This is a genomic window from Deinococcus sedimenti (genome assembly GCF_014648135.1).
GTDB lineage: Bacteria > Deinococcota > Deinococci > Deinococcales > Deinococcaceae > Deinococcus > Deinococcus sedimenti.
Genome location: NZ_BMQN01000004.1, coordinates 197,517 through 219,481, shown reverse-complemented (window position 1 = coordinate 219,481; position 21,965 = coordinate 197,517). Strand labels below are relative to the sequence as shown.

Sequence of the window (21,965 nt, the reverse complement as noted above, 5' to 3'; positions counted from 1 at the left end):
GCATGACGAAAGCGGGCGTGGAGTTACAGGAACTGATCGCGGCGATGGAGCAGCGCCGCACACGGGTCGAGCAGGGCGGCGGCCCCGAACGCCTGAAGAAACAGAAGGCCGGGGGGAAACTCACCGCCCGCGAGCGGATCGAGGCGCTGCTGGACCCCGGCAGCTTCCTGGAGATGGGCACCTTCGTCGAGCACCGCGGCGGCCGCCTGATGCAGGGCGTGGACGCCCCCGGCGAGGGCGTCGTCACCGGGCGCGGCACCATCGACGGACGGCAGGTGTTCGTGTTCAGCCAGGACTTCACCGTGCTGGGCGGCAGCTTAGGCAAGATGAACGCCGCGAAGATCACGAAGATCATGGACATGGCCGCCAAGACCGGCTGCCCCGTGATCGGCCTGAACGACAGCGCCGGAGCCCGCATCCAGGAAGGCGTGGACTCCCTGAGCGGGTACGGGGAGATCTTCTACCGGAACGCGATCTACTCGGGCGCGGTGCCGCAGATCAGCGCGATCCTCGGACCCTGCGCGGGCGGCGCGGTGTACTCCCCGGCACTGACGGACTTCATCCTGATGAGCGAGGGCAGCAGTTACATGTTCATCACGGGCCCCGAGGTCATCAAGTCCGTGACGCGCGAGGACGTCACCTTCGACCAGCTGGGCGGCGCGGACGTCCACACCCGCAGGAGTGGCGTCGCGCACCTCGCGTACGACGGGGACGAGGCGGTGCTGGCGGGCATCCGTGACCTGCTGGGGTACCTGCCGCAGAACGCGCACGAGAAGGCCCCCGCGCACCCCAGCCGCGACCCCGCCACCCGCACGAACGAGCGGCTGCTGGACATCGTCGTGCCCGACCAGCGCAAACCGTACGCGATGCACGACGTGATCCATGAACTCGTGGACGACGGCACCTTCCTGGAAATCCAGCCGAACTGGGCGAAGAACATCGTTGTGGGCTTCGCGCGGCTGAACGGCGAGTCGGTCGGCATCGTGGCGAACAACCCGCGCGTCATGGCGGGCACGCTGAACATCGATGCGTCGGACAAGGCCGCGCGGTTCATCCGCACCTGCGACTGCTACAACATCCCTATCCTGACGCTGGTGGACGTCACGGGCTTCCTGCCGGGCGTCGCGCAGGAACACGCCGGGATCATCCGCCACGGCGCGAAGATGCTCTACGCCTACGCCGAGGCGACCGTCCCCAAGGTCACCCTGATCACCCGCAAGAGCTACGGCGGAGCGTACCTCGCCATGAACAGCCGCGACATGGGCGCCGACGTCGTGTACGCCTGGCCGACCGCCGCCGTCGCCGTCATGGGCGCCGAGGGCGCCGCGAACATCGTGTACCGCCGCGACATCCAGACCAGCGACAACCCCGACGCCACCCGCGCGCAGAAGATCGCCGAGTACAAGGACGCCTTCGACAACCCCTACGTCGCCGCCAGCAAGGGCTACATCGACGACGTGATCCCCATGGAAGACACCCGCCGCGTCCTCATCCAGACCTTCGAGATGCTCCGCGACAAGGAAGAAGCCAGACCCTACAAGAAACACGGCAACATTCCGCTGTAAGGGGGTTGTAGGGAGTGGGATGTGGGTTGTAGGTCTGCTCCCACAACCTACTGCCCACAACCCACTTCCTACGTTTCGTTACCGTCCCGGCGGCGCCGCGCGCCTAGACTGCCCGCATGACTGAGAAGCCGTTCGTGAAGCCGTCGGATGCGGAGCTGCGGGAGCGGCTGACGCCCATGCAGTACAGCGTGACCCAGCACGAGGGCACCGAGCGGGCCTTCACCGGGGAGTACTGGGACCACACGGAAGAGGGCATCTACGTGGACGTGGTGAGCGGTGAGCCGTTGTTCTCCAGCCTGGACAAGTACGACGCGGGGTGCGGGTGGCCCAGCTTCACGCGGCCGATTCCCAGCGTGGCGTTGACGGAGAACACGGATTACAAGATCGGTTACGCGCGGACCGAGGTTCGGTCGGCGGGGGCGGATTCGCACCTGGGGCACGTCTTCCCGGACGGCCCGCGTGAGCACGGGGGGCTGCGGTACTGCATCAACTCGGCGGCGTTGCGGTTCGTGCCGGTGTCGGAACTGGACGCGCAGGGGTACGGCGAGTACCGGGCGCTATTCGGATAACGAGCGACACGAGGAGGGGGAGGCCGGTCGCAGCCTCCCCCTCCTCGTGTGCGGCGGTCAGCGGGCGCCGAAGTCCTGCACCCAGTAGTGCTTATAGGTGCTGGTGGTCGTGTACGCGTACCCGACGCCGAGTTCCTTGAAGTTGGGGTTCATGATGTTCCGGCAGTGCCCTTCACTCTTCAGCCAGCCGTCCACGACCTGCTGGGGGGTGGTCTGCCCGGCGGCGATGTTCTCGCCGATGGTGCGGTAGGTGCTGTACCCGGCGTTCACGATGCGCTGCGAGAAGGTGCGGCCGTCCTTGCTGGTGTGGCTGAAGTAGTTCTGAGCGGCCATGTCCGCGGCGTGACCCTGCGCGGCCTGCGCGAGCTGCGCGTTCCAGGTGAGGGCCGGGGCGGCGGCGAAGCTGGTGGCGCCGCAACTGCGGGGCACGGCGCGCGCGGCGTTCGTGAGGTCCAGGACCTGCTGCGCGAAGCTGCCCGGCGTGGTGGGAGCGGGGGCCGGCGCGGGCGTGGGGGCCGGGGTGGGGGCGGGCGCCGGGGCGGTGACGGCCACGGGGAAGTCGATGAACGCGCCGGGGTTGGTGGCGAGCGCCGCGCGGATGGTGGCGCTGCCGGCCGAGGCGGCGGTGACGAGACCGGTCTGGGTGACGGTGGCGACGCCCGCGTTGCTGGTGGTCCACTTCAGCTGGCCGGGCTGGGCGGGCTGGCCGTTCACGGTGACGTTCAGTTGCAGGGTCTGCCCGGTGGTCAGGGCGACGGGCGTGGCGACGGCCTGCGCGGCCAGCCGGACGCTCTGGGCGGGTTCGCTGGTGGTGGGCGCCGGGGTGCTGGTGGTGGGGGTGCTGGTGCTGCTGCAGGCAGCGAGGGTGAGGGTGAGCAACGCGGCCGCGCTGCCGCGCAGAAGGGCGGTGGGCATGCGGGCATTAAAGCGGGTTAAAGAATGCCTCAACATGAGAGCCAGAAGCTCAGTTCTCACCCTCTGGATAGAGCTGACCAGCAGAGCAGAAACCCATCTTTTGCGAGAAATTCTACAACGACTGGTTCTCACGCTTTCCAGATGAACACCCTATCGTGAGACGGAAATCTCACATTTCCAGGAGGATGTAGTGAACAACTTCACCCATCTGACCCCCATCCGTCTCATCCAGATGTCTAGACATAGTAATAGGGTGACCCAGCGTCTGAGCGCCCCTCATCAGGGCAGCACGAACCGACAGGTCAGCCGCGCCCCACAGATGGGCCGCGCCACCAGACGTACGCGCCTGCCACAGCAGCGCGCCCACCACCTCACCGTCCCGGTACGCACTCAGCGGAACGAAGTCCCGGTCCCCCTCCAGCCGCGCCGCGAGCTGCCGCGCCAGCCCCTCCCCCCAGGCCGGCGTGCCATGCGCGCGCGTCAGGGCCTCCGCCCACGGGCGCAGGTGCAGGCGCGACACCTGCTCGACCACCACGCCCTCCCCTGCCCACGGCGCGGGGTCGGCGTGACCCACGCGCACGCGGGCCACCTCCCGACCCGGCAGGCCCACCAGCGGCCCCGCCGTCGCCACCAGCGGCGGCACACCCTGCCCCTCGTGCCAGTCGAGCACCGCCGCGATATCCACCCCGCGCACATCCGCCGGGAGGAACGTCGCGTTCAGCGCCAGCACGTTCACACCCGGCGTGAGCAGCGTCACCGCGCCCCCCTGCTCGCGCTGCACGGCGGACAGCGGCGCGTGGAACTCCAGCAGGTCAGCCAGCGTGGGGGGCAGCATGCGCCCAGCGTACCGCCCGCCCCGCGCGGCACAATGACCGCACATGCTCAGCGCCACCACCGACCGTTTCTTCGGGTACTACCCCGGCACCGTCGCCCTGATCACCGCCGCGCACGACGGGCAGCGCAACGTCATGGCCGCCGGGTGGCACACCGCCCTGAGCGCCGACCCGCCCCTGTACGGCGTGGCCGTCGGGCGTGAACGCGCCACGCACGCCCTGATCCGCGCGGGCGGCACCTTCGGCGTGAACTTCCTTCCGCTGACGCACGCGGACGCCGTGCAGGGCGCGGGCCTGCACAGCCTGCACGGCGGCGTGGACAAGCACGCCCTGCTGAACCTCGACACCCTGCCGGGGCAGCCGCTCGCGCTGCGCGGCGCGTACCTGCACTACACCTGCCGCGTCAGCGCCGTCACGCCCACCGGCGACCACGACCTGTTCGTTGGTCACGTCGAACAGGTGCACTTCGACCCGGACGCCTACGACGACGCGGGCCTGCTCGTCGCGCCGCCCGCCATCTACCTGGGCCGCAGCACCTACACCACCACCACGCCCGAACGGACGGAACATGGCCGCTGAGTCCAGCCGAGTGGCGCTGTGGAACGCGCGGGGTGAGGTGTGGCGCACCCCGGCGGGTGACCTGCCGACCCTGAACGTCCCGGACGCGGCGGCCCTGCCGGACGTGCTGCGCGCGGAGTTGCCGCCCGGCGCGTGGCTGCTGCACGACGGCGGGCTGGGCTTCGGGCAGCGCGGGACGCTGCATGTCCGCCTGACCGACGGGACAGAGGTGACGTGGCCGGGCGGCTGGAGCGCGCACCTCCCGGACGTCCTGCCGGGCGCGCGGCCCTGGCAGCGGCCCGACTGGCCGGAGGTCGCGACGGCCAGCGTGGACGCCCGTCTGGGTGCGCTGGGCCTGACCCGAGCAGGGCCGGTGAACCTCGGTTTCAGTCACGACCTGATGGGCATCCACCGCGTGCCGCTGGAGGATGGCCGCCGGGCGTGGCTGAAGGTCAGCGCGGACGGGCGCGAGGCGGCCCTGACCGCGCACCTCGCCGCGCGGTACCCGGAGCTGCTGCCGCCCGTCCTGCACGCCGACCCACAGGGGGCGACGCTGCTGACCCTGGACGGCGGCGCGCTGCTCGACGGAGTGCCCGACCCGGCGGCGTGGACCGGCGCGCTGGAGCGGCTGGCGGCCTTCCAGCGCGCGGCGGATGCCCCGGCCCTGACCGACCTGGGCGCGCCCACCCTGACGGTGCCGGACATGGCGGCGCGGGTGGACGCCCTGCTGACCGACCCCGCGCCCCTGCACGCCTGGGGCCTGAATCCCGACGAGGTGGCGGCGCTGCGCGACCTGCGCCCGGGCGTGGCCGCCGCGTTCCGTGACCTGCACGCGCACGGCCTGCCCAGCCTTCCCGCGCACGGAGACGCGCACCCCCGCAACGCCCTGCACGGCCCGGAGCGGGGCAGCGTGTGGTTCGACTGGAGCGAGGCGGCCCTGGCGCACCCGTTCATGGACGCCGGGTGGTTCCTGGGGTTCACCCTGCACCCCGCCCGCGCGGCGCTGCCCGTGCGTACAGGCACGCCGCACCTGCCCGAACGGCTGGCCGGAGCGTACCTGCGTGCCCTGGGGGCCGGGGACGCGGCGGGGCTGCTGTGGCGGTCACTGCCGCTGGCGCACCTGCACCGCGCCGCACTGTTCGATGCGGCGTACCGCGACTGGGTGGGCACCGTGCCGGGCATCCGCCCGAACTTCACGCCGTTCTCGCTGCGGCAGGCGTTACGGGAATCAGTCAGGCTGTAGAGCAGTTCTCCGAATTACGGCATCAGAAAAACAAACTTCTGATGCCTCCATTCTCCATCCTGCTCAACAAAAATCACTCGCTCCGCTCGGCCATGAAGAACACGTCTTCATGGCAATTGCTGTAACCCGTAGATCTCCAGGAAGCGCCGGGTGCGGGCGTCCAGGGTGGGCAGCGGGGCGACCTCGCCGCACACCCAGTCCGGCTGGTAACTGCGGCACACGCCGGGCCGGGTGACGTAGATGGCGCAGAGGTGCCCGCAGCCCTGGTCGGGGCCGAGGTTCACGCAGGGCACGCCGAGGGGTTTGTTCAGCGCGTGGATGTCCGGCGCGGCGCAGCACGCCCCGCACGCCGTGCAGTCGGTCGTGAGGGGACTGCGCGGCGCGGCGTCGGGGGGCGGCGTGAAGCGGGCCTGCTCGTCGGCGGTCAGGCGGAGCGGCCCGCGCGCGGTCATGTCAGGTCGGCCAGCGCGGCGAGCAGCGCGTCGTTCTCGGCGGGCGTGCCGATGGCGATGCGCAGGCAGCCGGTCAGCCCTGGGAGGCTGTCCTGGCGGCGCACGACGATCCCGCGTTCCAGCAGGTGGGTGTACGCGGCGGCGGCGTCGGGGGTGCGCAGCAGGAAGAAGTTCGCCTGACTGGGCAGCGCCTGGCAGGTGGGGTGGCCCGCGAGGGCCGCCAGGACGCGGCCCCGTTCACGGACGCCCTCCTGCACGCGCTCCTGCACGTAGCCGGGTTGTTCCAGGGCGACTTCCAGTGCGGCCTGCGCGAGGGTGCTGACGTTGAAGGCGGGCACGAGTTTCTGCAGTTGCCCGGCGAGTTCCGGCGTGGCGAGCGCGTACCCGAGGCGCAGTCCGGCCAGCCCCCAGGCCTTGCTGAAGGTGCGCAGGCTCAGGCGGTTGCCGCCGGCGCGCACGAGGTCCTTGTGGTCGGTGTGGCTGTACTGGTGGTACGCCTCGTCGAGCACGACGACCCAGTCCTCGGCGGCGTCCACGAGGTCGCGGATGGCGGAGTCGGCGTCCACGTGCCCGGTGGGGGCGTGCGGCTGGGTAATGTACAGTACGCCCGGCTGGTGGCGTTTCAGTTCGGCCTTCAGGGCGTCCACCGGCAGGCTGAAGTCGGCGTTCAGCGGCACCTGCACGAGGGTCGCGCCGAGCAGCTGCGCTTCCAGGGTGTACACGCTGAAGGTGGGGCTGACCGTCAGGACGGTCTGGGAGATTCCGGCGAGTTCGGTCAGCAGTTTGATCAGGACGTTGCTGCCGGGCGTGACGACCACGCCGTGCTCGTCCCAGCCCTCAAAGGCGGCGATGCGGCGGCGCAGTTCGTCGGCGTGCAGGTCGGGGTACCGGTTCCAGGGGCGCGCGGCCATGCGGCGCAGCGCCTCCTGTTTCAGGGCTTCGGGGAAGTCGTAGGGGTTCTCGTTCTGGTCGAGTTTGGTGGGCACGTCCAGCGGCGTGAACGGGTAGGCGGGCACGCCGCGCACGGCGGCGCGCACCCCGGCGGGCGCGGCGGACAGGGGTTCAGTGGTCATCACTGTCCGTTGTACCACCGGGGCGTGACGGGCCGTCCAGTGATCCGGAATCGGGCCGGGGTCAGGGGAGCGGGCCGGGCCGCGCGGGCGGCTGTACCGCGGGTTCCGCCTGAGCTTCGAGCCATTCGAGCAGGTCCAGCGGTGACCTGAACCTCAGGGCTGGGGCCTGCGGGGTGCCCGGATCCGCGCCGGGTGCGCGCAGGGGGGTCAGATGGGCTTCCCAGTGCGGGGCGTGCTGGACGTGCAGGGTGTAGCGCTCGGTCATCGGGGACTCCTCCACGGTCAGGGTGACGCGCGGGGCGTTGCAGGGGCGTTTCGGGGCCCGGTTTCCTATACTGACCGTGTGACCTTTTCGTGGAGCGGCGCGTGTCGGTGACGCTGCGGCTGCTGGGCGACCCGGCGCTGCTGGTGCGGGGCGCGCGGGTGCCGGTGCGGGCGCGGCGGCTGCTGCTGCTCGCGGCGCTGGCGCTGGAGGGCCGGCAGTCGCGCGCGCGGCTGAGTGCGCGGCTGTTCCCGGAGCACGGGCCGGAGGAAGCGCGGGCGCGGCTGAGGCTGGAACTGCACCGGGCGCGCGGGCCACTGGACGGGGCGCTGCACCTGGACGGTGAGGACGTGTGGCTGGACGCGGCGTGTGACGCGGCGCAGCTGCGGGGCGCGGTGGCCGCCGGGGACTGGGCGGCCGACTGGGGTGCGGGCCGACCGTGGACGTCGGGCGAGCTGCTGTCGGGCGTGAGTGTCCCGGACGTGCCGGAACTGGACGAGTGGGTGGAGGGCTGGCGGGCGCAGGTGCGGGCGTGGCAGGTGGGGCTGCTGGAGGCGGCCGTGACGGGCCTGGACGCGCAGGGTCGGCCGGAGGGGGCGCTGGACGCGCAGCGGGCGCTGCTGGACGCGCAGCCGCTGTCGGAGGCGGCGTGTGACGCGCTGACCCGCCTCCTGTGGGGCGCGGGCCGCCGGGCGGAGGCGGCGCAGGTGCAGGCGGCGTTCACCGAGCGGTTCGAGCGGGAGCTGGGCTGGGCGCCGGCCCTGGGGCACGCGCTGGAGGGAGGGTCGGCCTCTCCTCCCCCGGCGGCCGGGTCGGTCAGTGTGCTGGAGCCGCCCCTGGTGGGCCGGGAGGGTCTGTGGCAGCAGGTGCTGGACTGGGCGGGGCGCGCCCCGGCGGGCGGAACGCTGCTGCTGATCGGTGAGGGGGGCGTGGGCAAGTCCCGCCTGCTGGACGCCCTGACACGCGGGCCGCTCGGCGCGGGCGTGGGGGAGCGGCGGGTGCTGCTGCGCGGGTCGAGTGGCGCGGCGGCGGGGCCGTTCGGGGCGCTGCTGCGGGCGCTGGAGCTTCGCCCGGAGGTGCTGGGCGGCCTGCCGCGCCGGGTGCGGGATGACCTGGGGGTGGTGGCGCCGCAGCTGTGCCCGCCGCCGCTGCTGCCGGTGGGCGCGCTGAGCGAGGCGCGGGTGCAGGAGGCGTTCACGCAGGCGCTGCTGGCCCTGGCCGGGAACGGAAGGGTGTGGGTCGTGGAGGACGCGCACTGGCTCGATCCGTCCACGCTGCGGGTGCTGGCGCGCGCGCAGGAGCGCTCGGGGGCGCGGGTGCTGGGCGCGGTCCGGCCGGAGGGTCTGGTGCCGGGCGGGCCGCTGCACGCCTGGGCGCAGGAGCTGGACGGGGCGGGGCGGCTCCTGCGGCTGGAGGTGCCGCCCCTGTCGGAACTGGCGGTGCTGAAACTGATCCGGCTGCTGTCGGGTTCGGCCCGCGCGACGGGGTTCGCGCAGACCCTGCACGGCCTGAGTGGTGGGAATCCGTACGCGCTGCTGTCGCTGGTGCAGGGGCTGCTCTCGCGTGGGGTGCTGAGCGTGGACGCGCAGGGGGCGTGGCAGCTGCACGTGGACCTGCCGGAGGTGCGGTCACTGGTGCCGGGCACGCTGCGCGCGGCGCTGGAGGAGCGCGTGGCGGCGCAGGGCCCGGCGGTCCTGGCGGCGCTGCGCGGGGCGGCGCTGCGGGGGCGGTCGTTCCGCCCGGAGGACGCGGCGGCGGCCAGTGGGCTGGACGGGGCGGCGCTGGACGCGGCGCTCTCGGCGGCGGCCGCGCACCGCTGGGTGGAGGCCCGGCCGGACGGGTCGTTCCGGTTGGAGCACGACCTGCTGCGCGAGGCGCTGCGGCTGGGCTGGCCCGACCCGGAGCGGGCGGCGGGGCACGCGCGGCTGGCGCGGCACCTGGACGGGGTGGGCGCGGCGGCGCGTGAGCGGGCCGCGCACTGGGAGGCGGCGGGCGACTCGGACCGGGCGGCCGGGCTGTGGCGTGAGGCGGCCTCGGACGCGCGGGCGCTGTGGGCGCACCGGGAGACGCTGCTGGCGCTGGACCGCGCGCTGGCCTGCACGCCGGGGGGCCCGGAGCGGGCGGCGCTGCACCGCGAGCGGGGGCGGGCGTTTCAGGCGCTGGGGGATCTGGACGCCTGGGCGGCGGAACTGGACGCCGCGCAGGGTCTCGTCCCGGATGACCGGGCCGAGGCGTTGCGGCTGGCGCTGGAACGCACGCATCTGCTGCTGCGCCGCGGCGAGCCGCAGGGGGCGCTGGAGGTCAGCGCTCCGTGGCTGGCGGGGCCCGGCCTGAGCGGCGCTGAACCGGCTGACGGGCGGGCCGCTCCGGAGTGGGGCCTGCTGATGCATGACCGGGCGCTGGCCCTGCTGCGTCTGGGCCGCGCGGATGAGGCGCAGGCGCTGCTGCGGGCGACGCTGGATGCCGGGGGCGACGACCTGCTGCGCGCGAATCTGCATTCGACGCTGGCGGGCGTGGCCTACGAGCAGGAGCGGCCCGCGGAGGGTCTGGCGGACGCGCGCGCGGCGCAGGCGCTGTTCCGGACGCTGGGCCGCCACGAGGGCGAGGTGGTGGCGCTGACGACCCTGGCGGAACTGCACCGTCTGCTGGGCGACGGGGCCGGGCAGCGATCGGCGCTGGAGGCGGCGCTGGAACCGGCGCGCCGGTCCGGGCAGTACCGGATGCAGCATCACGTGTGGCAGGCACTCTCGGAATGGGCGCAGGAGCACGGGGAGGCGGGGGCGCTGCGGGACTTCGCGACCGGTGGGCTGGAGGCGGCGGAGGCCGAGGGGCACGCGGCGGGCGCGGCGGTGTTTCAGGCGCTGCTGGATCAGGGGCGGGCGCAACGCTCCTGAAACGCCGGGCCGGGTACGCTGCGGGCATGACGATGACGTGGTGGTGGGCGGGGCTGGCAGCCGTGGCGATGGGTGGACTGACGGGCGCGCAGGGCGTGACGGCGGGGCAGTCTCAGACGTTCGTGGTGTCGTGTCCCGGGGGGACGTCGCAGGGCTGCACGACGTACTCGGTCGAGAAGGGTCTGCTGATCTGCTACTGCGGGACCGAGCGGGTCGTGCTCAAGGCCCAGCCGGACAGGAGTCTGACTCAGCTGCGCGCGGGCGTGGCGCCGCAGCAGATCACTCTGCGCGGCGGCGCGGGGACGCGGACGCTGTACGTGTTCAGCACGGACGCGAAGGTGCGCTCCGCGCTGGCCGGGGGGTTCCAGGCCGAGTGGGTGCAGGGCGCGGCGGGTCCGGCGCTGAACATCAGTTTCCAGCGGCGCTGACGGCCCGGTGGGGGCAGCATCCTGGCGGGTGGGGACCTAACGGGCGTTTGGGTGGGGCGTGCTAGGCTGGGTGTACTGGGCCGCGCCGCTGTGCCCGTCTCCCCCACCATGACTGACACTGCCAAACCCCGCCGCGAGCAGATTCTGGACTCGGCCAGCCGCCTCTTTTCCGAGCGTGGGTATCACGCGACGAGCATGCGTGACCTGGCGGGCGAACTGGGCATGCAGGGGGGCAGTCTGTACGCGCACATCTCCTCGAAGGAGGAGCTGCTGATCGAGATCGTGAATCAGGCGTCGCGTCAGTTCGACGAGGCGCTGTTCACGCTGCGCGGCGAGCCCATGCGCGCCGACGAGAAGCTGCGCGAGGCGATGTTCCGGCACATCCGGGTGGTGGCGGACAACATGGACAGCGCCACCGTGTTCTTCCACGAGTGGAAGCACCTGTCGCCCGAGGCGTATGGGCGCGTGACCGGCTGGCGCGACACCATCGACGGCTTCTACCGGGAACTGGTGACGCAGGGCGTGCGCGAGGGGACCTTCCGCGCGGACCTCGACGTGAAGATGACCGCGTATCTGATCCTGTCGGCGGTGAACTGGGCGTACACGTGGTACCGCCCGGGCGGGTCGCTGTCCCCGAGGGACGTGGCGGACCAGTTCGCGGACATGCTGCTGTCGGGACTGCGCGCATGAGCAACCCGACGGTGACGGTGCCGATCCGCGAGGCGCTGCGGTACGCGCAGGGGCGTGCCGAGCGGCTGTCGCGCACGCAGCAGCTGGAGATCGGCGAGGACCTGTTCATCCGGATCGCGCCGGGCGGGCGAAAGTTTCTGCTGTTCTGCCTGGACGGCGAACCGGACCGCAGCGCGGCGGAGGCGGTGGCGGCGGCGCTGGCCCTGCGCAACCCGCAGTACGGCTGGCATCAGGGCGCGACGCTGCGCTCGTTGACCGTGGTCGAGGAGGGCGCGGCAGACGTGCCGGAAGCTCCACCGCAAGCGAATGAGAATTCCTGAGAGCCGCGTCAGCTGCCGCTCACAGACCCTTCACCCGGTCCGCCTAGGGTGAGCAGCATGAAGAAAGCTGCCCTGTTGCTCCTCCCCCTGACCATCGCCTCCTGCGGGTATCTCGGTATCCCGGACGGAGACGTGTCCGGCAACATCCTGGGCACGCAGCCCAGCGGCACGATCCGCATGGCGCTGCGCGGCATGACCCTCAGCGGCGTGCAGACCCCGGCGCTCGACCAGGGCAACATGGGCACCCTGAACCCGGAAAAGCGCGTGTACGCCATCAGCTTCCCGAACGAACCGCAGGACGGCGCGTACGAGCTGTTCGCGTACGTGGACGGCGAGACCGGCACCAAGTTGCGCCACGACAGCGGCGAGCAGAAGACCGGCAGCCGCACGTTCGTCTTCTCGAAGAACGGCTCGGGTGACAAGAGCGGCACCGACCTGCTGAACGTGAAGCCCGGCTGGACTCTGGTGAACGGCCTGACCCCCGGCAAGAACGGCACGCCCTTCACCGGCATCGACCTGAACTGGTAAGTCCGCGCGAAAGGGGGGCCAGTGGCATCGCACCACTGGCCCCCTCCTACTGTTCCAGTCAGTTCTTCGCGGTGCCCTCGAAGGCGGCCTTGAACTTCTGGAGGTCCTCGGCGATCTGCTGGCTGGGTTCCTCGCCGAACAGCTTGGCGACGGCGGCGCCCAGCGGCCCGGCGGGCGGACGGTAGGACAGCGCCACGTGCACGCGCGTGCCACCGTTGGGCAGGGATTCGAACTGCACGCTGCCTGCGTTGTCGACGGTCGCGCCGGGCAGGGAGTGCCAGCCGATGCGCTGGCCGGGCTTGTCGTTCACGATCTCCGCTTCCCACTCGACGTGGGTGCCCAGCGGGGCCTTCGCGACCCAGCGGCTGCGTTTCTCGTCGAGCGCGGTGACGCTCTCGAGGTGGCTCATGATCTGGGGCAGGTTCTCCAGCTTGCGCCAGAAGTCGTACACGGCCTGCGCGGGGCGGTCGATGACGACGCTGTGCTCCACGAAGATGGGCTTGGCGGCCACGGCGTTGCCGCTGAGGCCCGCGGCGGCCATGACGGGGTCGTTGCCGGTGGCGGCGCGGTAGGCGAGGTACCCGCCGACGGCGGCCATCCCCAGGCCCAGCACGCCGCGTTTACGCAGGCCCATCAGCAGCAGGGCGCCTCCGGCGGCGCCGCTGATCATGCGGTTCTGATCCATTCCTGTGGTGTTCGTCATGGTGATTCCCTCCGTGGGGGCAGTGTATGAAGTGCGGTGTGGGGGCGCGTGAAGCCACGCCCAACGAAGATTAAGGCCCGCCTGCGGACCGGGCGGGGGCAATTGACCTTACGTGAGTTCAGCCGGAGTGGTTCCCTCCATCATGCGCGTGCTGGTCGGTGATGGTGTCGGTCGCGGCGCGGTCCTGAGAGGAGGTGGGGCCGCCCTGCACGTCGGGCGTGAGGTTGGTGTTCGCGCCGTGCGTGGCGTGGTCGCTGCCCGTGTGGTCCTGCGCGGTTTCGGGCGTGCTCTTCGGCTGGGGGTCGGTCATGCCTCATCCTTCGCGCATCGGCAGCTGGGCGGGTGTGCCGGGCCTCAGGGCGCGTTTAGACCTGCGCGGCCCGCCGAGTCTGGCCGGGTTTCCGAAGGGTCACGCGGGACGGATCGTTTCTGCCGATGCCGCGCGGCGCGGGGGCTGCTCTATGCTGGCCGCCATATGCGTGCTCCCGCTGCTGGCCGTCTGGATCCGTTGTCGCTGGGGGCCATCCTGGTCACGATCGTGTTCTGGGCGTCGGCGTTCGCGGGGATCCGCGCGGGGCTGGAGTCGTTCTCGCCGGGGCACGTGACGCTGTACCGCTTCCTGGTGGCCAGCTTGGCGCTGGGCGTGTACGCGCTGGCCGCGCGCATCCCGCTGCCGCCGCTGCGGGACCTGGGGCGGATCGCGGGGCTGAGCTTCTCGGGCATCACGCTGTACCACGTGTGCCTGAATTACGGCGAGGTGACGGTCCCGGCGGGCACCGCCAGCCTGATCATCGCGGCGGGGCCGGTCATCACGGCGCTGCTCGCCACGCGCTTCGCCGGGGAACGGCTGAACGCGCTGGGCTGGCTGGGCACGCTGGTCAGCCTGGCGGGCGTGGCGCTGATCGTGCTGGGCGGCGGGCAGGACCTGAGCTTCACGCGGGGGGCGCTGCTGATCCTGGCGGCGGCGCTGTTCACCAGCCTGTACTTCGTGTTTCAGAAGCCGCTGCTGGCGCGGATGAATCCGCTGCATTTCACGGTGTGGTCGCTGATCACGGGGACGGTGCCCATGCTGGTGTTCCTGCCGGGCTTCGGGGCCGAACTGCGCGCCGCGCCGCTGGAGGCGCACCTCGCGTTGGTGTACATCGGGTTGTTCCCGGCGGCGCTGGCGTACCTGACGTGGACGTTCGCCCTCTCAAGGGTGGGGGCGGGCGTGACGACGTCGTTCCTGTACGTGTCGCCGGTGTTCGCGGTGCTGATCGCGTGGGCGTGGCTGCGCGAGGTGCCCACCCTGCTGACGCTGCTGGGGGGCGTGGTGGCGGTGGCGGGCGTGGTGCTGGTGAACACGCGTGGTCGGCCCGCCCCGGCTCCCGTTCCGGACGCGGCGCGTGAGGTGAAGGCGTGAGCGGGGAGCCAGCCACGGACGCCCCGCTGGCCGTGCAGGACGTCACGGTGCGGCTGGGCGGCGAGGTGATCCTCAGCGGCGTGACGCTAGATGTTCGCCGGGGGGAGTTCCTGGCGTTGATCGGCCCGTCGGGCGGGGGGAAGAGCACGCTGCTGCGGGTGCTGGCCGGGTTGCTGCGCCCGGAGTCGGGCCGCGTGCAGATCGGGACGCCGCCCGCGCTGGTGTTCCAGGATTACCGGCTGCTGCCGTGGCGCACCGCGCTGCGGAACGTGCAGCTGCCCGCCGATCTGGGAGCCGGGGGCGGCCTGAGTGCCCCGGAGGCGCTGAAGCTGGTGGGCATGGAGGCGTACGGGCCGTACTTCCCGGCGCAACTGTCCGGCGGGATGCGGGCGCGGGTGGCGCTGGCCCGGGCGCTGGCGCAGAGCGGGGACGTGCTGCTGCTGGACGAGCCGTTCGCGGCGCTGGACGCGCTGGTCCGCGAGCGCTTCAACGCGGAGTTGCGGCACCTGCACGAGAAGACAGGCCGGACGACGGTGCTCGTCACGCACTCGATCCGCGAGGCGGTGTGGCTGGCGGACCGCGTGGCGGTGCTGCGCGGCGGGCGGATCGTGGAGGTGCTCGACACGCGCGGCGAGGGCCGCGTCAGCGCGTACACGGACGGGCTGGAGGCGCACCTGCGGGCCGTGCTGGGCACCGGGGACTCCACGCGGCTGCGGGTGGAATCGCGTCCCGGGCGCAGCGCGGGGTGGCTGCTGCCCGCGCTGGCGGTGGCGCTGGCCGGGGTGGCGTGGCAGCTGGGCGCCTCGGCGCTGAATCAGCCGTTCCTGCTGCCCACGCCCGGCGCGGTGTGGCAGGAGGGGGTCCGCACCGCCCCGGCGCTCCTCGCGGCGTTCGGCGTGACGGTGCAGACGGCGCTGGTGGGGACGCTGCTGGGCGCGCTAGCGGGCGTGCTGATCGGGTACCCGCTGGCGCGCTGGCGGGCGCTGGAACGCTTCCTCAGCCCGTTCATCGTGGCGTCGCAGAGCACCCCGATCGTGGTACTCGCCCCGCTGCTGGTGTCGTGGCTGGGCTTCGGGTTCCTCCCGGCGGTGATCGTGTCGGCCCTGAGTGCCCTGTACCCCATGCTGGTCGCCACGCTGGTCGGCGTGCGGGAACTGGAGGCCACCTTCCACGAGCTGTTCAGCACCCTGCGCGCCTCGCGCTGGCAGCGCCTCACCCGCCTGGAATTTCCCGGCGCGCTGCCCGTGCTGCTGGGCGGGTTGCGACTGGCAGCCAGCCTGGCGCTGATCGGGGCGGTCGTGTGGGAATTCGTGGACCCGAACCAGAAGGGCCTGGGACTGGCGGTGCAGGTCGCGGGGACGTACCAGAACAAGGCCGGGCAGTTCGCGGCGATCGCGCTGCTGATCGGGTACGGGGTGCTGGTGTACGCGGTGATCACGGGCCTGGAACGCCGCGTGATGCGCCGCCGGGGTCGGTAGGCGTTCACCCGCACGGGCGGGCGCGGGGGACGGTACGCTGGCGCGCATGGAGAGACCGCTGGTGTGTGTGGGCGCGCTCGTGTGGGGCCGGGACGGCCGGGTGCTGCTGGCCCGCACGACGAAGTGGCGCGGGCTGTGGGGCGTACCGGGCGGCAAGGTCGAGTGGGGCGAGACACTGCTGGACGCCGTGCAGCGCGAATTTCTCGAGGAGGTCGGCCTGCGCCTGGAGGACGTGCAGTACGCGCAGACGCAGGAGGCGGTGCTCAGCGAGGAGTTCCACAAGCCCGCGCACATGCTGCTGGTGGATTTCCTGGCCACCACCGGCGACCACGAGGTGAAACCGAACGAGGAGATCGCGGAGTGGGCCTGGGTGCACCTGCACGAGGCGCTGGAGTACCCGCTGAACTCGTTCACGCGGTCCCTGGTGGAACTGGCGCTGCGGCAGGGTGAGTCGTGAGGGCCCGACCGGTGCGGGCGTGACCGTCCCACCCGGCACGGGGCTGGCCACCGGCACGGCGCTGGTGACCGGCGCGGCGCGCGGGATCGGGCGGGCGCTGGCGGTCGCGCTGGCCGCCGAGGGGCTGGACGTGGCGGTGCATTACCGCGGCAGCGCCGTGGACGCCGAGGAGACGGCGCGCCTGTGCCGCGAGCGGGGCGTGCGGGCCGTGACGCTACGCGCCGACCTGACGGTGCCCGCGCAGGCGCGCGCGCTGGTGCGCGACGCGCACGCCGCCTTCGGGGGACTGGCAGTGCTGGTGAACAACGTGGGCAACTACGTGAACCGCCCGCTGCTGGACGTGACGGACGAGCAGTGGGCGGACATGCTGGGCAGCAACCTGACCGCCACTTTCGTCACGTGTCAGGAGGCTGCGCCGCTGCTGCGGGCGCGCGGCTGGGGCCGAATCGTGAACCTGGGTTTTGCGGGCGCCTCGGCGGGGGTGGCGCGGCCGGGGATCGTCCCGTACGTGATCGCGAAGGCGGGGGTGCTGCAGCTGTCGCGGTCGCTGGCGGTGACGCTCGCGGGCAGCGGCGTGAGCGTGAACGTGGTCAGTCCCGGCGTGATCGAGACGAGTGTCAGTCAGCCGGTGCGGGAGATTCCGGCGGGGCGGGTGGGCACGGTCGCGGAACTGGTCGAGGCGGCGCTGTTCTTCATCCGGGCCAGCGATTACGTGACGGGCCAAGAGCTGGAGGTCGCGGGCGGCTGGCACCTCTGACCGCAGGCGGGGGGAGGTCACAGAGAAGGACGACACCTGCTTCCCCAGATAGACGCAAGGTCGGGGTCTGCCTGGTCCCTGCCGTGGGTGGCGCCTGCCGGTAGGGCACCGTGCGGCGCCGCATACGCCCTCCGTTGATATTCAGTGGAACTGGCTGATCCGCACCGACCCTCATCTGCATGAGACCTTGACCTGACCTCTCTGGTGTGAGGGGATGGATTGTGCTGCGCATTTGATCTGTCGTCATGAGGACTTTTCGAATGCCAGGAGCAATTGCGTCATGAGACGCCTTTTGAAATGTTATTCACCCAATGGTCAGATGAGGAATATGAGATCATTCAGCCTGACTCCCACGTCAAGCAGTATTGTCCCGCATTACGAGACAGAGTTTTTATACGTCGGGCGGTAAGTTTTTTGTAATTTTTGTACCGCCGACGGACAGAATTCCGGATCAGATGACCACGTTCATCAACAGTGGACAATTCTCTGCGTATCATCGGCGAAGTTCCCAATTTCGCTTGACAGCGTCACATCAGCCGTGCATGCCACGGCCACACTCCCATCTGTCTTGGTTGTGGAACTGTCCCAGGAGGTCGCCTCAATGAACGCACGCACCACTACCCTCGGTACCCTCGCGCTTACCCTTCTGCTCGCCGCCTGCGGTAGCCAGCAGACCGCACCCACCACCGACGTCGCCGACCGCGGTCAGACCAGCGCGCCCCTCCTGGGCACCACCAACCCCGAAGCCATCCCCGGCCAGTACATCGTCGTGTTCAGCGACGGCGCCGCCGCGGATCTCAGCAGCCAGAGCGCCAGCGGCCTGATCAGCAGCCTTGGGCTCGACGCCCAGGGCGTGCAGGTCCAGCAGGTGTACAGCGCCGCCCTGAACGGCTTCGCCGCCAAGCTCAGCAGCCAGAACCTCGCCAAGCTGCAGGGCGACAAGCGCGTCAAGTACATCGAGCAGGACGCCATGATGCACATGACCGCCACCCAGACCGGCGCCACCTGGGGCCTCGACCGCATCGACCAGCGCAACCTGCCCCTGGACGGCAGCTACACCTACAACAGCACCGCCAGCGGCGTGAAGGTGTACATCATCGACACCGGCATCAACACCGCCCACACCAACTTCGGTGGGCGTGCCATCTGGGGCACCAACACCACGGGGGACGGCAACAACAGCGACTGCCAGGGGCACGGCACGCACGTCGCGGGCACCGTCGGCAGCAGCACCTGGGGCGTCGCCAAGGGCGCCAGCCTGATCGCCGTGAAGGTGCTCGACTGCCAGGGCAGCGGCACCAACAGCGGCGTGATCGCCGGCGTGAACTGGGCCGTGACGAACAAGGGCTCGGCGACCGCCGTCGCCAACATGAGCCTCGGCGGTGGCTTTAGCCAGGCCGTGAACGACGCCGTGAACAGCGCCGCGGGCAAGAACCTGATCATGGCCGTCGCCGCGGGCAACGAGAACCAGAACGCCTGCAACGTCTCCCCGGCCAGCGCCGCCAGCGCCATCACCGTCGGCAGCACCACCAACACCGACGCCCGCTCCAGCTTCAGCAACTTCGGCACCTGCGTGGACCTCTTCGCGCCCGGCAGCAACATCACCAGCACCTGGATCGGCAGCACCACCGCCACCAACACCATCAGCGGCACCAGCATGGCCTCCCCCCACGTCGCGGGCGCTGCCGCGCTGCTCGTGGCCGCCGGCAACACCACCAACAGCGCCGTGACCAGCGCCATGATCAACAACGCCACCCCCAACAAGGTCACCAGCGCCGGCACCGGCAGCCCCAACCGCCTGCTGTTCACCGGCACCGGAACGGTCACCCCGCCGCCCGCCGGCACCACCTACACGGGCACGGTCAGCACCGGCACCAATTCCTACCAGCCCGGAACTGCCGGCTTCAGCTACGCGGGCGGCACCCTGAAAGGCAACCTGAGCGGCCCGTCGGGCACCGACTTCGACCTGTACCTGCAGAAACTCTCCAGTGGCAGCTGGACCACCGTCGCCCGCGCCGAGGGCAGCACCAGCACCGAGGCCATCACCTACACGGCCACCAGCGGCACGTACCGCTGGCGCGTGTACGGCTACAGCGGCAGCGGCACCTACAGCCTCGTCGAAACCAAGTAACCCCTCCGGTCAGGGATCAGGTCAACGCACCTGATCCCTGATTCACATCCCCTCATCCGACATTCCCGCGAGGTCCCACCATGTTCAAACCCCTGCACGCCGCACTGACCGCCCTGGGCATCCTGGCCCTGAGCGCCTGCTCCACCCAGACCGCCCCCCAGGCCACGCTGCCCGAGGAGACCCTCACGGTCACCGGCACCGAGAAGGCCTTCCCCGACACCATCGGCAGCCAGATCGTGTACGGCACGGTCACGAACGTCACCAACCGCCCCTACCAGGTGAGCGTCACGCCCAGCACCGAACTCGCGGGCGGCTGGTGCGGCGGCACGCTGATCAGCAGCACGTGGATCCTGACCGCCGCGCACTGCGTCGAGGGCTACAGCGCCAGCCAGATGCGCGTCCGCGCCGGCATCAACGACCTGACCACCAGCACCGGTCAGCTGCGCACCGCCGCGCAGATCGTGCGTCACCCCAACTACAACAGCAGCACCTACGCGTACGACATCGCCCTGATCCGCGTGGGCACCGCGTTCACACTGGGTAGCACCGTGGCCACCGCCGCGCTGCCGAACAACACCACCGAGAGCGTGCTGGACGTGAACGGCAAGTCCGCCACCGTCAGCGGCTGGGGCAAGACCGAAACCGGCGCGTACAGCAACCGCGCGCTGCGCGAGGTGACCATCCCCATCACCCCCACCGGCAGCGACTGCGGCAGCCGCCCCAGCAACACCATCTGCGGCAAGTACTCCGCCGGGAAGGACTCCTGCAACGGCGACAGCGGCGGCCCGCTCGCCGCGCGCTACAACAGCAAGTTCTACGTGCTGGGCATCGTCTCGTACGGCCCCGCCGAGTGCCGCGGCTACGGCGTGTACACCCGCGTGAACGGCTACATCAACTGGATCAACAGTTACACTGGCGTCACCGCGCAGTAACCCCCACCCCCGCACGCACCGGCCACCCCCAGGGCCGGTGCGTTGCCGTTCCGCCAGCCCCGTCCCCACGCCACAATGGGGGCATGCCCCTGCCCGAGCATCAGGCGCCCCTCGCCGGTCACGCCGCCGCCACCCGACACCTCTCGCGGGATCCCGTGCTGGCGGGCGTGATCGCCCGGGTGGGCGACCTGCCGGTCCTGACGCCCACCACCGACCCGTTCGGGACGCTGATCCGCAACGTGACCGGGCAGCAGCTGAGCGTGAAGGCCGCTGCGAGCATCCACGCCCGCGTGACGGAGACGCTGGGTGAGGTCACGGCCGACACCCTGCTGGCCGCCAGCGGCGACACGCTGCGCGGCGCGGGCCTGTCCTGGGCGAAGGTGCGGACCGTGCAGGCCATCGCGCAGGCCGCAAAGACCGGCGCGGTGAACTTCACGCACCTGAGCGAACAGGACGACGAGACCGTGATCCGCGACCTGCTGCCCCTCCCGGGTATCGGCCGCTGGACCGCCGAGATGTTCCTGATGTTCGCCCTGGCCCGCGCGGACGTGTTCAGCCTCGGGGACCTCGCGCTGCGCCAGGGCCTCGCGCGGCTGCACCCGGACGCGCCCAGTACCGAGGTGCTGGACCGCTGGGCCCCGTACCGCACCCTGGCCGCCCGGTACGTCTGGGCGGACAACGCCCGCGTGAAAGCCGGCGGGGAACCGGTGTGACGGGTTGATGGTTGATGGTTGATGGTCGACAGCGTGGGCGCGATGAATCCGCCCAGGTCAAGACCGTCCCACCCTGCCCGACTGCCTACTGTTCCTTCTGCCACTCCTCGAAGGGAATCCGGTCGATGACGAACGTGTCGCGCGTGCGGGCGTACGTGCCGCGCCCACCCATCCGGCCGATCAGGTCCAGCGCGCCGGTATCCACGTGGTGCCGCTGCGCGTCCTGCACGGCGGCTGCGCGCAGGGTCAGGCCCAGCACCTCGCCCAGGATGATGCGGGTGCGGCCGATCAGGACCGTCTGCACCTCGCGGCATTCCAGCGCGGCGGGCGCGGCGGCCACGCGCGGCACCGCGACCTTCACGCCCGGCGCGAGCGGGATGCCCAGCGCGTCCGGTTCCGCGTGGCCGTGCGGGAAGTCCGTGGCGGTGGCGTTCATGGTGACGGCCAGCGCCTCGCTGACCATGTTCACGGTGAACTCGCCGCCCGCACCGATGTTCAGCGCCGTGTCCTTCGGCGTGCCGTCCGCGCGGTCGCCGGGCGCGAACGCCACGACGGGCGGGTCGCTGCCCATCAGGCCGAAGAACGAGTACGGCGCGAGGTTCACGTGCCCGTCCGCGCCCAGGGTGCTCACCCACGCGATGGGGCGGGGTGTGACGGTCGCCGTGAGCAGCTTGTAGCGCGCCGCGCCGGGCAGCGCCGTCAGGTCGAAGTGCGTCACGTCCTGAGGCGGTGCCTCTCGGGGCGTCATGTCGGGGGGCGTCATGCGCGCAGCGTAGCGGTAGCATGGCCAGCATGACTGAGCCTCAGCCCACCTCGTACCGGGAGGCGTACGCCCGGCTGAGCCGCATCGCCGCCGAACTCGAGTCCGGCGAGGCCGACCTGGACCGCGTGCTGCCCTTGCTGGAGGACGCCCGCGCCGCATACGCCCGGTGCCGCGAGCGGATCGAGGCCGTGCGCGCCGTGCTGGCCGGCGACTGGGCCGACGATGGTGACACAGGCGAGACGGACGCAGACGAGATCGACACAGACAAGACCGACACAGACGATGAGGAGTAGCGAGTG

The 21,965-nt window shown here is 71.3% G+C and carries 25 protein-coding genes; 17 read left to right on the top strand and 8 right to left on the bottom strand.

The window, feature by feature from the left end; genetic code table 11:
* Window positions 1-2: 2 nt before the first annotated feature.
* Together IEY69_RS11730 and msrB are read left to right on the top strand one after the other, a co-directional pair.
* Entirely contained in the window at window positions 3-1,565 is a 1,563-nt protein-coding gene (locus tag IEY69_RS11730) for an acyl-CoA carboxylase subunit beta (protein ID WP_189073324.1), read from the top strand.
* A 116-nt stretch (window positions 1,566-1,681) separates the two neighbouring features.
* Window positions 1,682-2,134, top strand: coding sequence for a peptide-methionine (R)-S-oxide reductase MsrB (gene msrB / locus IEY69_RS11725; protein ID WP_189073323.1), 453 nt, complete (start codon window positions 1,682-1,684; stop codon window positions 2,132-2,134).
* 57 nt (window positions 2,135-2,191) lie between these two features.
* On the opposite strand, the gene IEY69_RS11720 is transcribed toward msrB, so the two are convergent.
* Together IEY69_RS11720 and IEY69_RS11715 are read right to left on the bottom strand one after the other, a co-directional pair.
* A complete protein-coding gene (locus tag IEY69_RS11720; RefSeq protein ID WP_189073322.1) occupies window positions 2,192-3,049 on the bottom strand; it encodes a CAP domain-containing protein in 858 nt (285 codons plus the stop codon).
* A gap of 169 nt (window positions 3,050-3,218) precedes the next feature.
* Complete coding sequence (locus IEY69_RS11715; RefSeq protein ID WP_189073321.1) at window positions 3,219-3,884, bottom strand: hypothetical protein; 666 nt, start codon at window positions 3,882-3,884, stop codon at window positions 3,219-3,221.
* Between the two features lie 43 nt (window positions 3,885-3,927).
* Here IEY69_RS11715 and IEY69_RS11710 point away from each other — a divergent pair, with 43 nt between their 5' ends.
* Both IEY69_RS11710 and IEY69_RS11705 read left to right on the top strand, forming a co-directional pair.
* Complete coding sequence (locus tag IEY69_RS11710) at window positions 3,928-4,461, top strand: flavin reductase family protein (RefSeq protein ID WP_189073320.1); 534 nt, start codon at window positions 3,928-3,930, stop codon at window positions 4,459-4,461.
* Entirely contained in the window at window positions 4,451-5,683 is a 1,233-nt protein-coding gene (locus tag IEY69_RS11705; RefSeq protein ID WP_189073319.1) for an aminoglycoside phosphotransferase family protein, read from the top strand. The genes IEY69_RS11710 and IEY69_RS11705 overlap by 11 nt, the downstream gene beginning before the upstream one ends.
* A gap of 107 nt (window positions 5,684-5,790) precedes the next feature.
* Here the strand turns inward: IEY69_RS11705 and IEY69_RS11700 are convergent, their stop codons facing one another.
* The 3 genes from IEY69_RS11700 to IEY69_RS11690 all read right to left on the bottom strand — a co-directional run bounded on the left by IEY69_RS11700 (window position 5,791) and on the right by IEY69_RS11690 (window position 7,473).
* Entirely contained in the window at window positions 5,791-6,135 is a 345-nt protein-coding gene (locus tag IEY69_RS11700) for a YkgJ family cysteine cluster protein (RefSeq protein WP_189073318.1), read from the bottom strand.
* Window positions 6,132-7,208 carry a histidinol-phosphate transaminase gene (gene hisC, locus IEY69_RS11695; protein ID WP_189073317.1) on the bottom strand — a complete coding sequence of 359 codons (1,077 nt, stop codon included), beginning with the start codon at window positions 7,206-7,208 and terminating at the stop codon, window positions 6,132-6,134. Before hisC ends, IEY69_RS11700 begins: the two co-directional genes overlap by 4 nt.
* 61 nt (window positions 7,209-7,269) lie before the next feature.
* A complete protein-coding gene (locus IEY69_RS11690; protein WP_189073316.1) occupies window positions 7,270-7,473 on the bottom strand; it encodes a hypothetical protein in 204 nt (67 codons plus the stop codon).
* 101 nt (window positions 7,474-7,574) lie between these two features.
* Between IEY69_RS11690 and IEY69_RS21965 the strand changes: the two genes are divergently transcribed.
* The 5 genes from IEY69_RS21965 (at window position 7,575) to IEY69_RS11665 (ending at window position 12,330) form a co-directional block, all read left to right on the top strand.
* The gene (locus IEY69_RS21965) at window positions 7,575-10,364 is read left to right on the top strand and encodes an ATP-binding protein (RefSeq protein ID WP_189073315.1); all 2,790 of its coding nucleotides are present in this window, start codon (window positions 7,575-7,577) and stop codon (window positions 10,362-10,364) included.
* Between the two features lie 26 nt (window positions 10,365-10,390).
* A complete protein-coding gene (locus tag IEY69_RS11680) occupies window positions 10,391-10,792 on the top strand; it encodes a hypothetical protein (protein WP_189073314.1) in 402 nt (133 codons plus the stop codon).
* Between the two features lie 108 nt (window positions 10,793-10,900).
* Complete coding sequence (locus IEY69_RS11675) at window positions 10,901-11,482, top strand: TetR/AcrR family transcriptional regulator (protein ID WP_189073313.1); 582 nt, start codon at window positions 10,901-10,903, stop codon at window positions 11,480-11,482.
* A complete protein-coding gene (locus tag IEY69_RS11670; protein ID WP_189073312.1) occupies window positions 11,479-11,802 on the top strand; it encodes a hypothetical protein in 324 nt (107 codons plus the stop codon). The genes IEY69_RS11675 and IEY69_RS11670 overlap by 4 nt, the downstream gene beginning before the upstream one ends.
* Window positions 11,803-11,859: 57 nt before the next feature.
* Window positions 11,860-12,330 (top strand): hypothetical protein, encoded by a 471-nt coding sequence (locus IEY69_RS11665; RefSeq protein WP_229783890.1) that lies wholly within the window; start codon window positions 11,860-11,862, stop codon window positions 12,328-12,330.
* A 58-nt stretch (window positions 12,331-12,388) separates the two neighbouring features.
* Here the strand turns inward: IEY69_RS11665 and IEY69_RS11660 are convergent, their stop codons facing one another.
* The gene (locus IEY69_RS11660) at window positions 12,389-13,033 is read right to left on the bottom strand and encodes an SRPBCC family protein (protein ID WP_189073310.1); all 645 of its coding nucleotides are present in this window, start codon (window positions 13,031-13,033) and stop codon (window positions 12,389-12,391) included.
* A 118-nt stretch (window positions 13,034-13,151) separates the two neighbouring features.
* Entirely contained in the window at window positions 13,152-13,343 is a 192-nt protein-coding gene (locus IEY69_RS11655; RefSeq protein WP_189073309.1) for a hypothetical protein, read from the bottom strand.
* Window positions 13,344-13,508: 165 nt separating this feature from the next.
* On the opposite strand from IEY69_RS11655, the gene IEY69_RS11650 reads away from it, so the two are divergent.
* The 7 genes from IEY69_RS11650 (at window position 13,509) to IEY69_RS11620 (ending at window position 20,903) form a co-directional block, all read left to right on the top strand.
* The gene (locus tag IEY69_RS11650; RefSeq protein WP_189073308.1) at window positions 13,509-14,435 is read left to right on the top strand and encodes a DMT family transporter; all 927 of its coding nucleotides are present in this window, start codon (window positions 13,509-13,511) and stop codon (window positions 14,433-14,435) included.
* A complete protein-coding gene (locus tag IEY69_RS11645) occupies window positions 14,432-15,913 on the top strand; it encodes an ABC transporter permease subunit (RefSeq protein ID WP_189073307.1) in 1,482 nt (493 codons plus the stop codon). The genes IEY69_RS11650 and IEY69_RS11645 overlap by 4 nt, the downstream gene beginning before the upstream one ends.
* 46 nt (window positions 15,914-15,959) lie before the next feature.
* Window positions 15,960-16,370, top strand: a complete 411-nt coding sequence (locus IEY69_RS11640; RefSeq protein WP_189073306.1) for an NUDIX domain-containing protein — start codon at window positions 15,960-15,962, stop codon at window positions 16,368-16,370.
* A gap of 19 nt (window positions 16,371-16,389) precedes the next feature.
* The gene (gene tmpR / locus IEY69_RS11635) at window positions 16,390-17,127 is read left to right on the top strand and encodes a bifunctional dihydropteridine reductase/dihydrofolate reductase TmpR (protein WP_229783889.1); all 738 of its coding nucleotides are present in this window, start codon (window positions 16,390-16,392) and stop codon (window positions 17,125-17,127) included.
* Between the two features lie 601 nt (window positions 17,128-17,728).
* The gene (locus tag IEY69_RS11630; protein ID WP_189073305.1) at window positions 17,729-19,258 is read left to right on the top strand and encodes a S8 family peptidase; all 1,530 of its coding nucleotides are present in this window, start codon (window positions 17,729-17,731) and stop codon (window positions 19,256-19,258) included.
* A gap of 80 nt (window positions 19,259-19,338) precedes the next feature.
* On the top strand, window positions 19,339-20,190 hold the full coding sequence (locus IEY69_RS11625; protein ID WP_189073304.1) for a serine protease: 852 nt from the start codon (window positions 19,339-19,341) through the stop codon (window positions 20,188-20,190).
* An 83-nt stretch (window positions 20,191-20,273) separates the two neighbouring features.
* A complete protein-coding gene (locus IEY69_RS11620) occupies window positions 20,274-20,903 on the top strand; it encodes a DNA-3-methyladenine glycosylase family protein (protein WP_189073303.1) in 630 nt (209 codons plus the stop codon).
* An 85-nt stretch (window positions 20,904-20,988) separates the two neighbouring features.
* Here the strand turns inward: IEY69_RS11620 and IEY69_RS11615 are convergent, their stop codons facing one another.
* Window positions 20,989-21,666, bottom strand: a complete 678-nt coding sequence (locus IEY69_RS11615; protein WP_229783887.1) for a flavin reductase family protein — start codon at window positions 21,664-21,666, stop codon at window positions 20,989-20,991.
* Between the two features lie 29 nt (window positions 21,667-21,695).
* On the opposite strand from IEY69_RS11615, the gene xseB reads away from it, so the two are divergent.
* Window positions 21,696-21,959: an exodeoxyribonuclease VII small subunit gene (xseB, locus tag IEY69_RS11610; protein WP_189073302.1), complete on the top strand. Its 264-nt coding sequence runs from the start codon at window positions 21,696-21,698 to the stop codon at window positions 21,957-21,959.
* Window positions 21,960-21,965 lie beyond the last annotated feature (6 nt).

Excerpts from the sequence above, each read along its gene's own strand:
- IEY69_RS11730 (WP_189073324.1), top strand. The coding sequence starts at position 3 with ATGACGAAAGCGGGCGTGGAGTTACAGGAACTGATCGCGGCGATGGAG.
- msrB (WP_189073323.1), top strand. The coding sequence starts at position 1,682 with ATGACTGAGAAGCCGTTCGTGAAGCCGTCGGATGCGGAGCTGCGGGAG.
- IEY69_RS11720 (WP_189073322.1), bottom strand. The coding sequence starts at position 3,049 with ATGCCCACCGCCCTTCTGCGCGGCAGCGCGGCCGCGTTGCTCACCCTC.
- IEY69_RS11715 (WP_189073321.1), bottom strand. The coding sequence starts at position 3,884 with ATGCTGCCCCCCACGCTGGCTGACCTGCTGGAGTTCCACGCGCCGCTG.
- IEY69_RS11710 (WP_189073320.1), top strand. The coding sequence starts at position 3,928 with ATGCTCAGCGCCACCACCGACCGTTTCTTCGGGTACTACCCCGGCACC.
- IEY69_RS11705 (WP_189073319.1), top strand. The coding sequence starts at position 4,451 with ATGGCCGCTGAGTCCAGCCGAGTGGCGCTGTGGAACGCGCGGGGTGAG.
- IEY69_RS11700 (WP_189073318.1), bottom strand. The coding sequence starts at position 6,135 with ATGACCGCGCGCGGGCCGCTCCGCCTGACCGCCGACGAGCAGGCCCGC.
- hisC (WP_189073317.1), bottom strand. The coding sequence starts at position 7,208 with ATGACCACTGAACCCCTGTCCGCCGCGCCCGCCGGGGTGCGCGCCGCC.
- IEY69_RS11690 (WP_189073316.1), bottom strand. The coding sequence starts at position 7,473 with ATGACCGAGCGCTACACCCTGCACGTCCAGCACGCCCCGCACTGGGAA.
- IEY69_RS11680 (WP_189073314.1), top strand. The coding sequence starts at position 10,391 with ATGACGATGACGTGGTGGTGGGCGGGGCTGGCAGCCGTGGCGATGGGT.
- IEY69_RS11675 (WP_189073313.1), top strand. The coding sequence starts at position 10,901 with ATGACTGACACTGCCAAACCCCGCCGCGAGCAGATTCTGGACTCGGCC.
- IEY69_RS11670 (WP_189073312.1), top strand. The coding sequence starts at position 11,479 with ATGAGCAACCCGACGGTGACGGTGCCGATCCGCGAGGCGCTGCGGTAC.
- IEY69_RS11665 (WP_229783890.1), top strand. The coding sequence starts at position 11,860 with ATGAAGAAAGCTGCCCTGTTGCTCCTCCCCCTGACCATCGCCTCCTGC.
- IEY69_RS11660 (WP_189073310.1), bottom strand. The coding sequence starts at position 13,033 with ATGACGAACACCACAGGAATGGATCAGAACCGCATGATCAGCGGCGCC.
- IEY69_RS11655 (WP_189073309.1), bottom strand. The coding sequence starts at position 13,343 with ATGACCGACCCCCAGCCGAAGAGCACGCCCGAAACCGCGCAGGACCAC.
- IEY69_RS11650 (WP_189073308.1), top strand. The coding sequence starts at position 13,509 with ATGCGTGCTCCCGCTGCTGGCCGTCTGGATCCGTTGTCGCTGGGGGCC.
- IEY69_RS11640 (WP_189073306.1), top strand. The coding sequence starts at position 15,960 with ATGGAGAGACCGCTGGTGTGTGTGGGCGCGCTCGTGTGGGGCCGGGAC.
- IEY69_RS11630 (WP_189073305.1), top strand. The coding sequence starts at position 17,729 with ATGAACGCACGCACCACTACCCTCGGTACCCTCGCGCTTACCCTTCTG.
- IEY69_RS11625 (WP_189073304.1), top strand. The coding sequence starts at position 19,339 with ATGTTCAAACCCCTGCACGCCGCACTGACCGCCCTGGGCATCCTGGCC.
- IEY69_RS11620 (WP_189073303.1), top strand. The coding sequence starts at position 20,274 with ATGCCCCTGCCCGAGCATCAGGCGCCCCTCGCCGGTCACGCCGCCGCC.
- IEY69_RS11615 (WP_229783887.1), bottom strand. The coding sequence starts at position 21,666 with ATGACGCCCCCCGACATGACGCCCCGAGAGGCACCGCCTCAGGACGTG.
- xseB (WP_189073302.1), top strand. The coding sequence starts at position 21,696 with ATGACTGAGCCTCAGCCCACCTCGTACCGGGAGGCGTACGCCCGGCTG.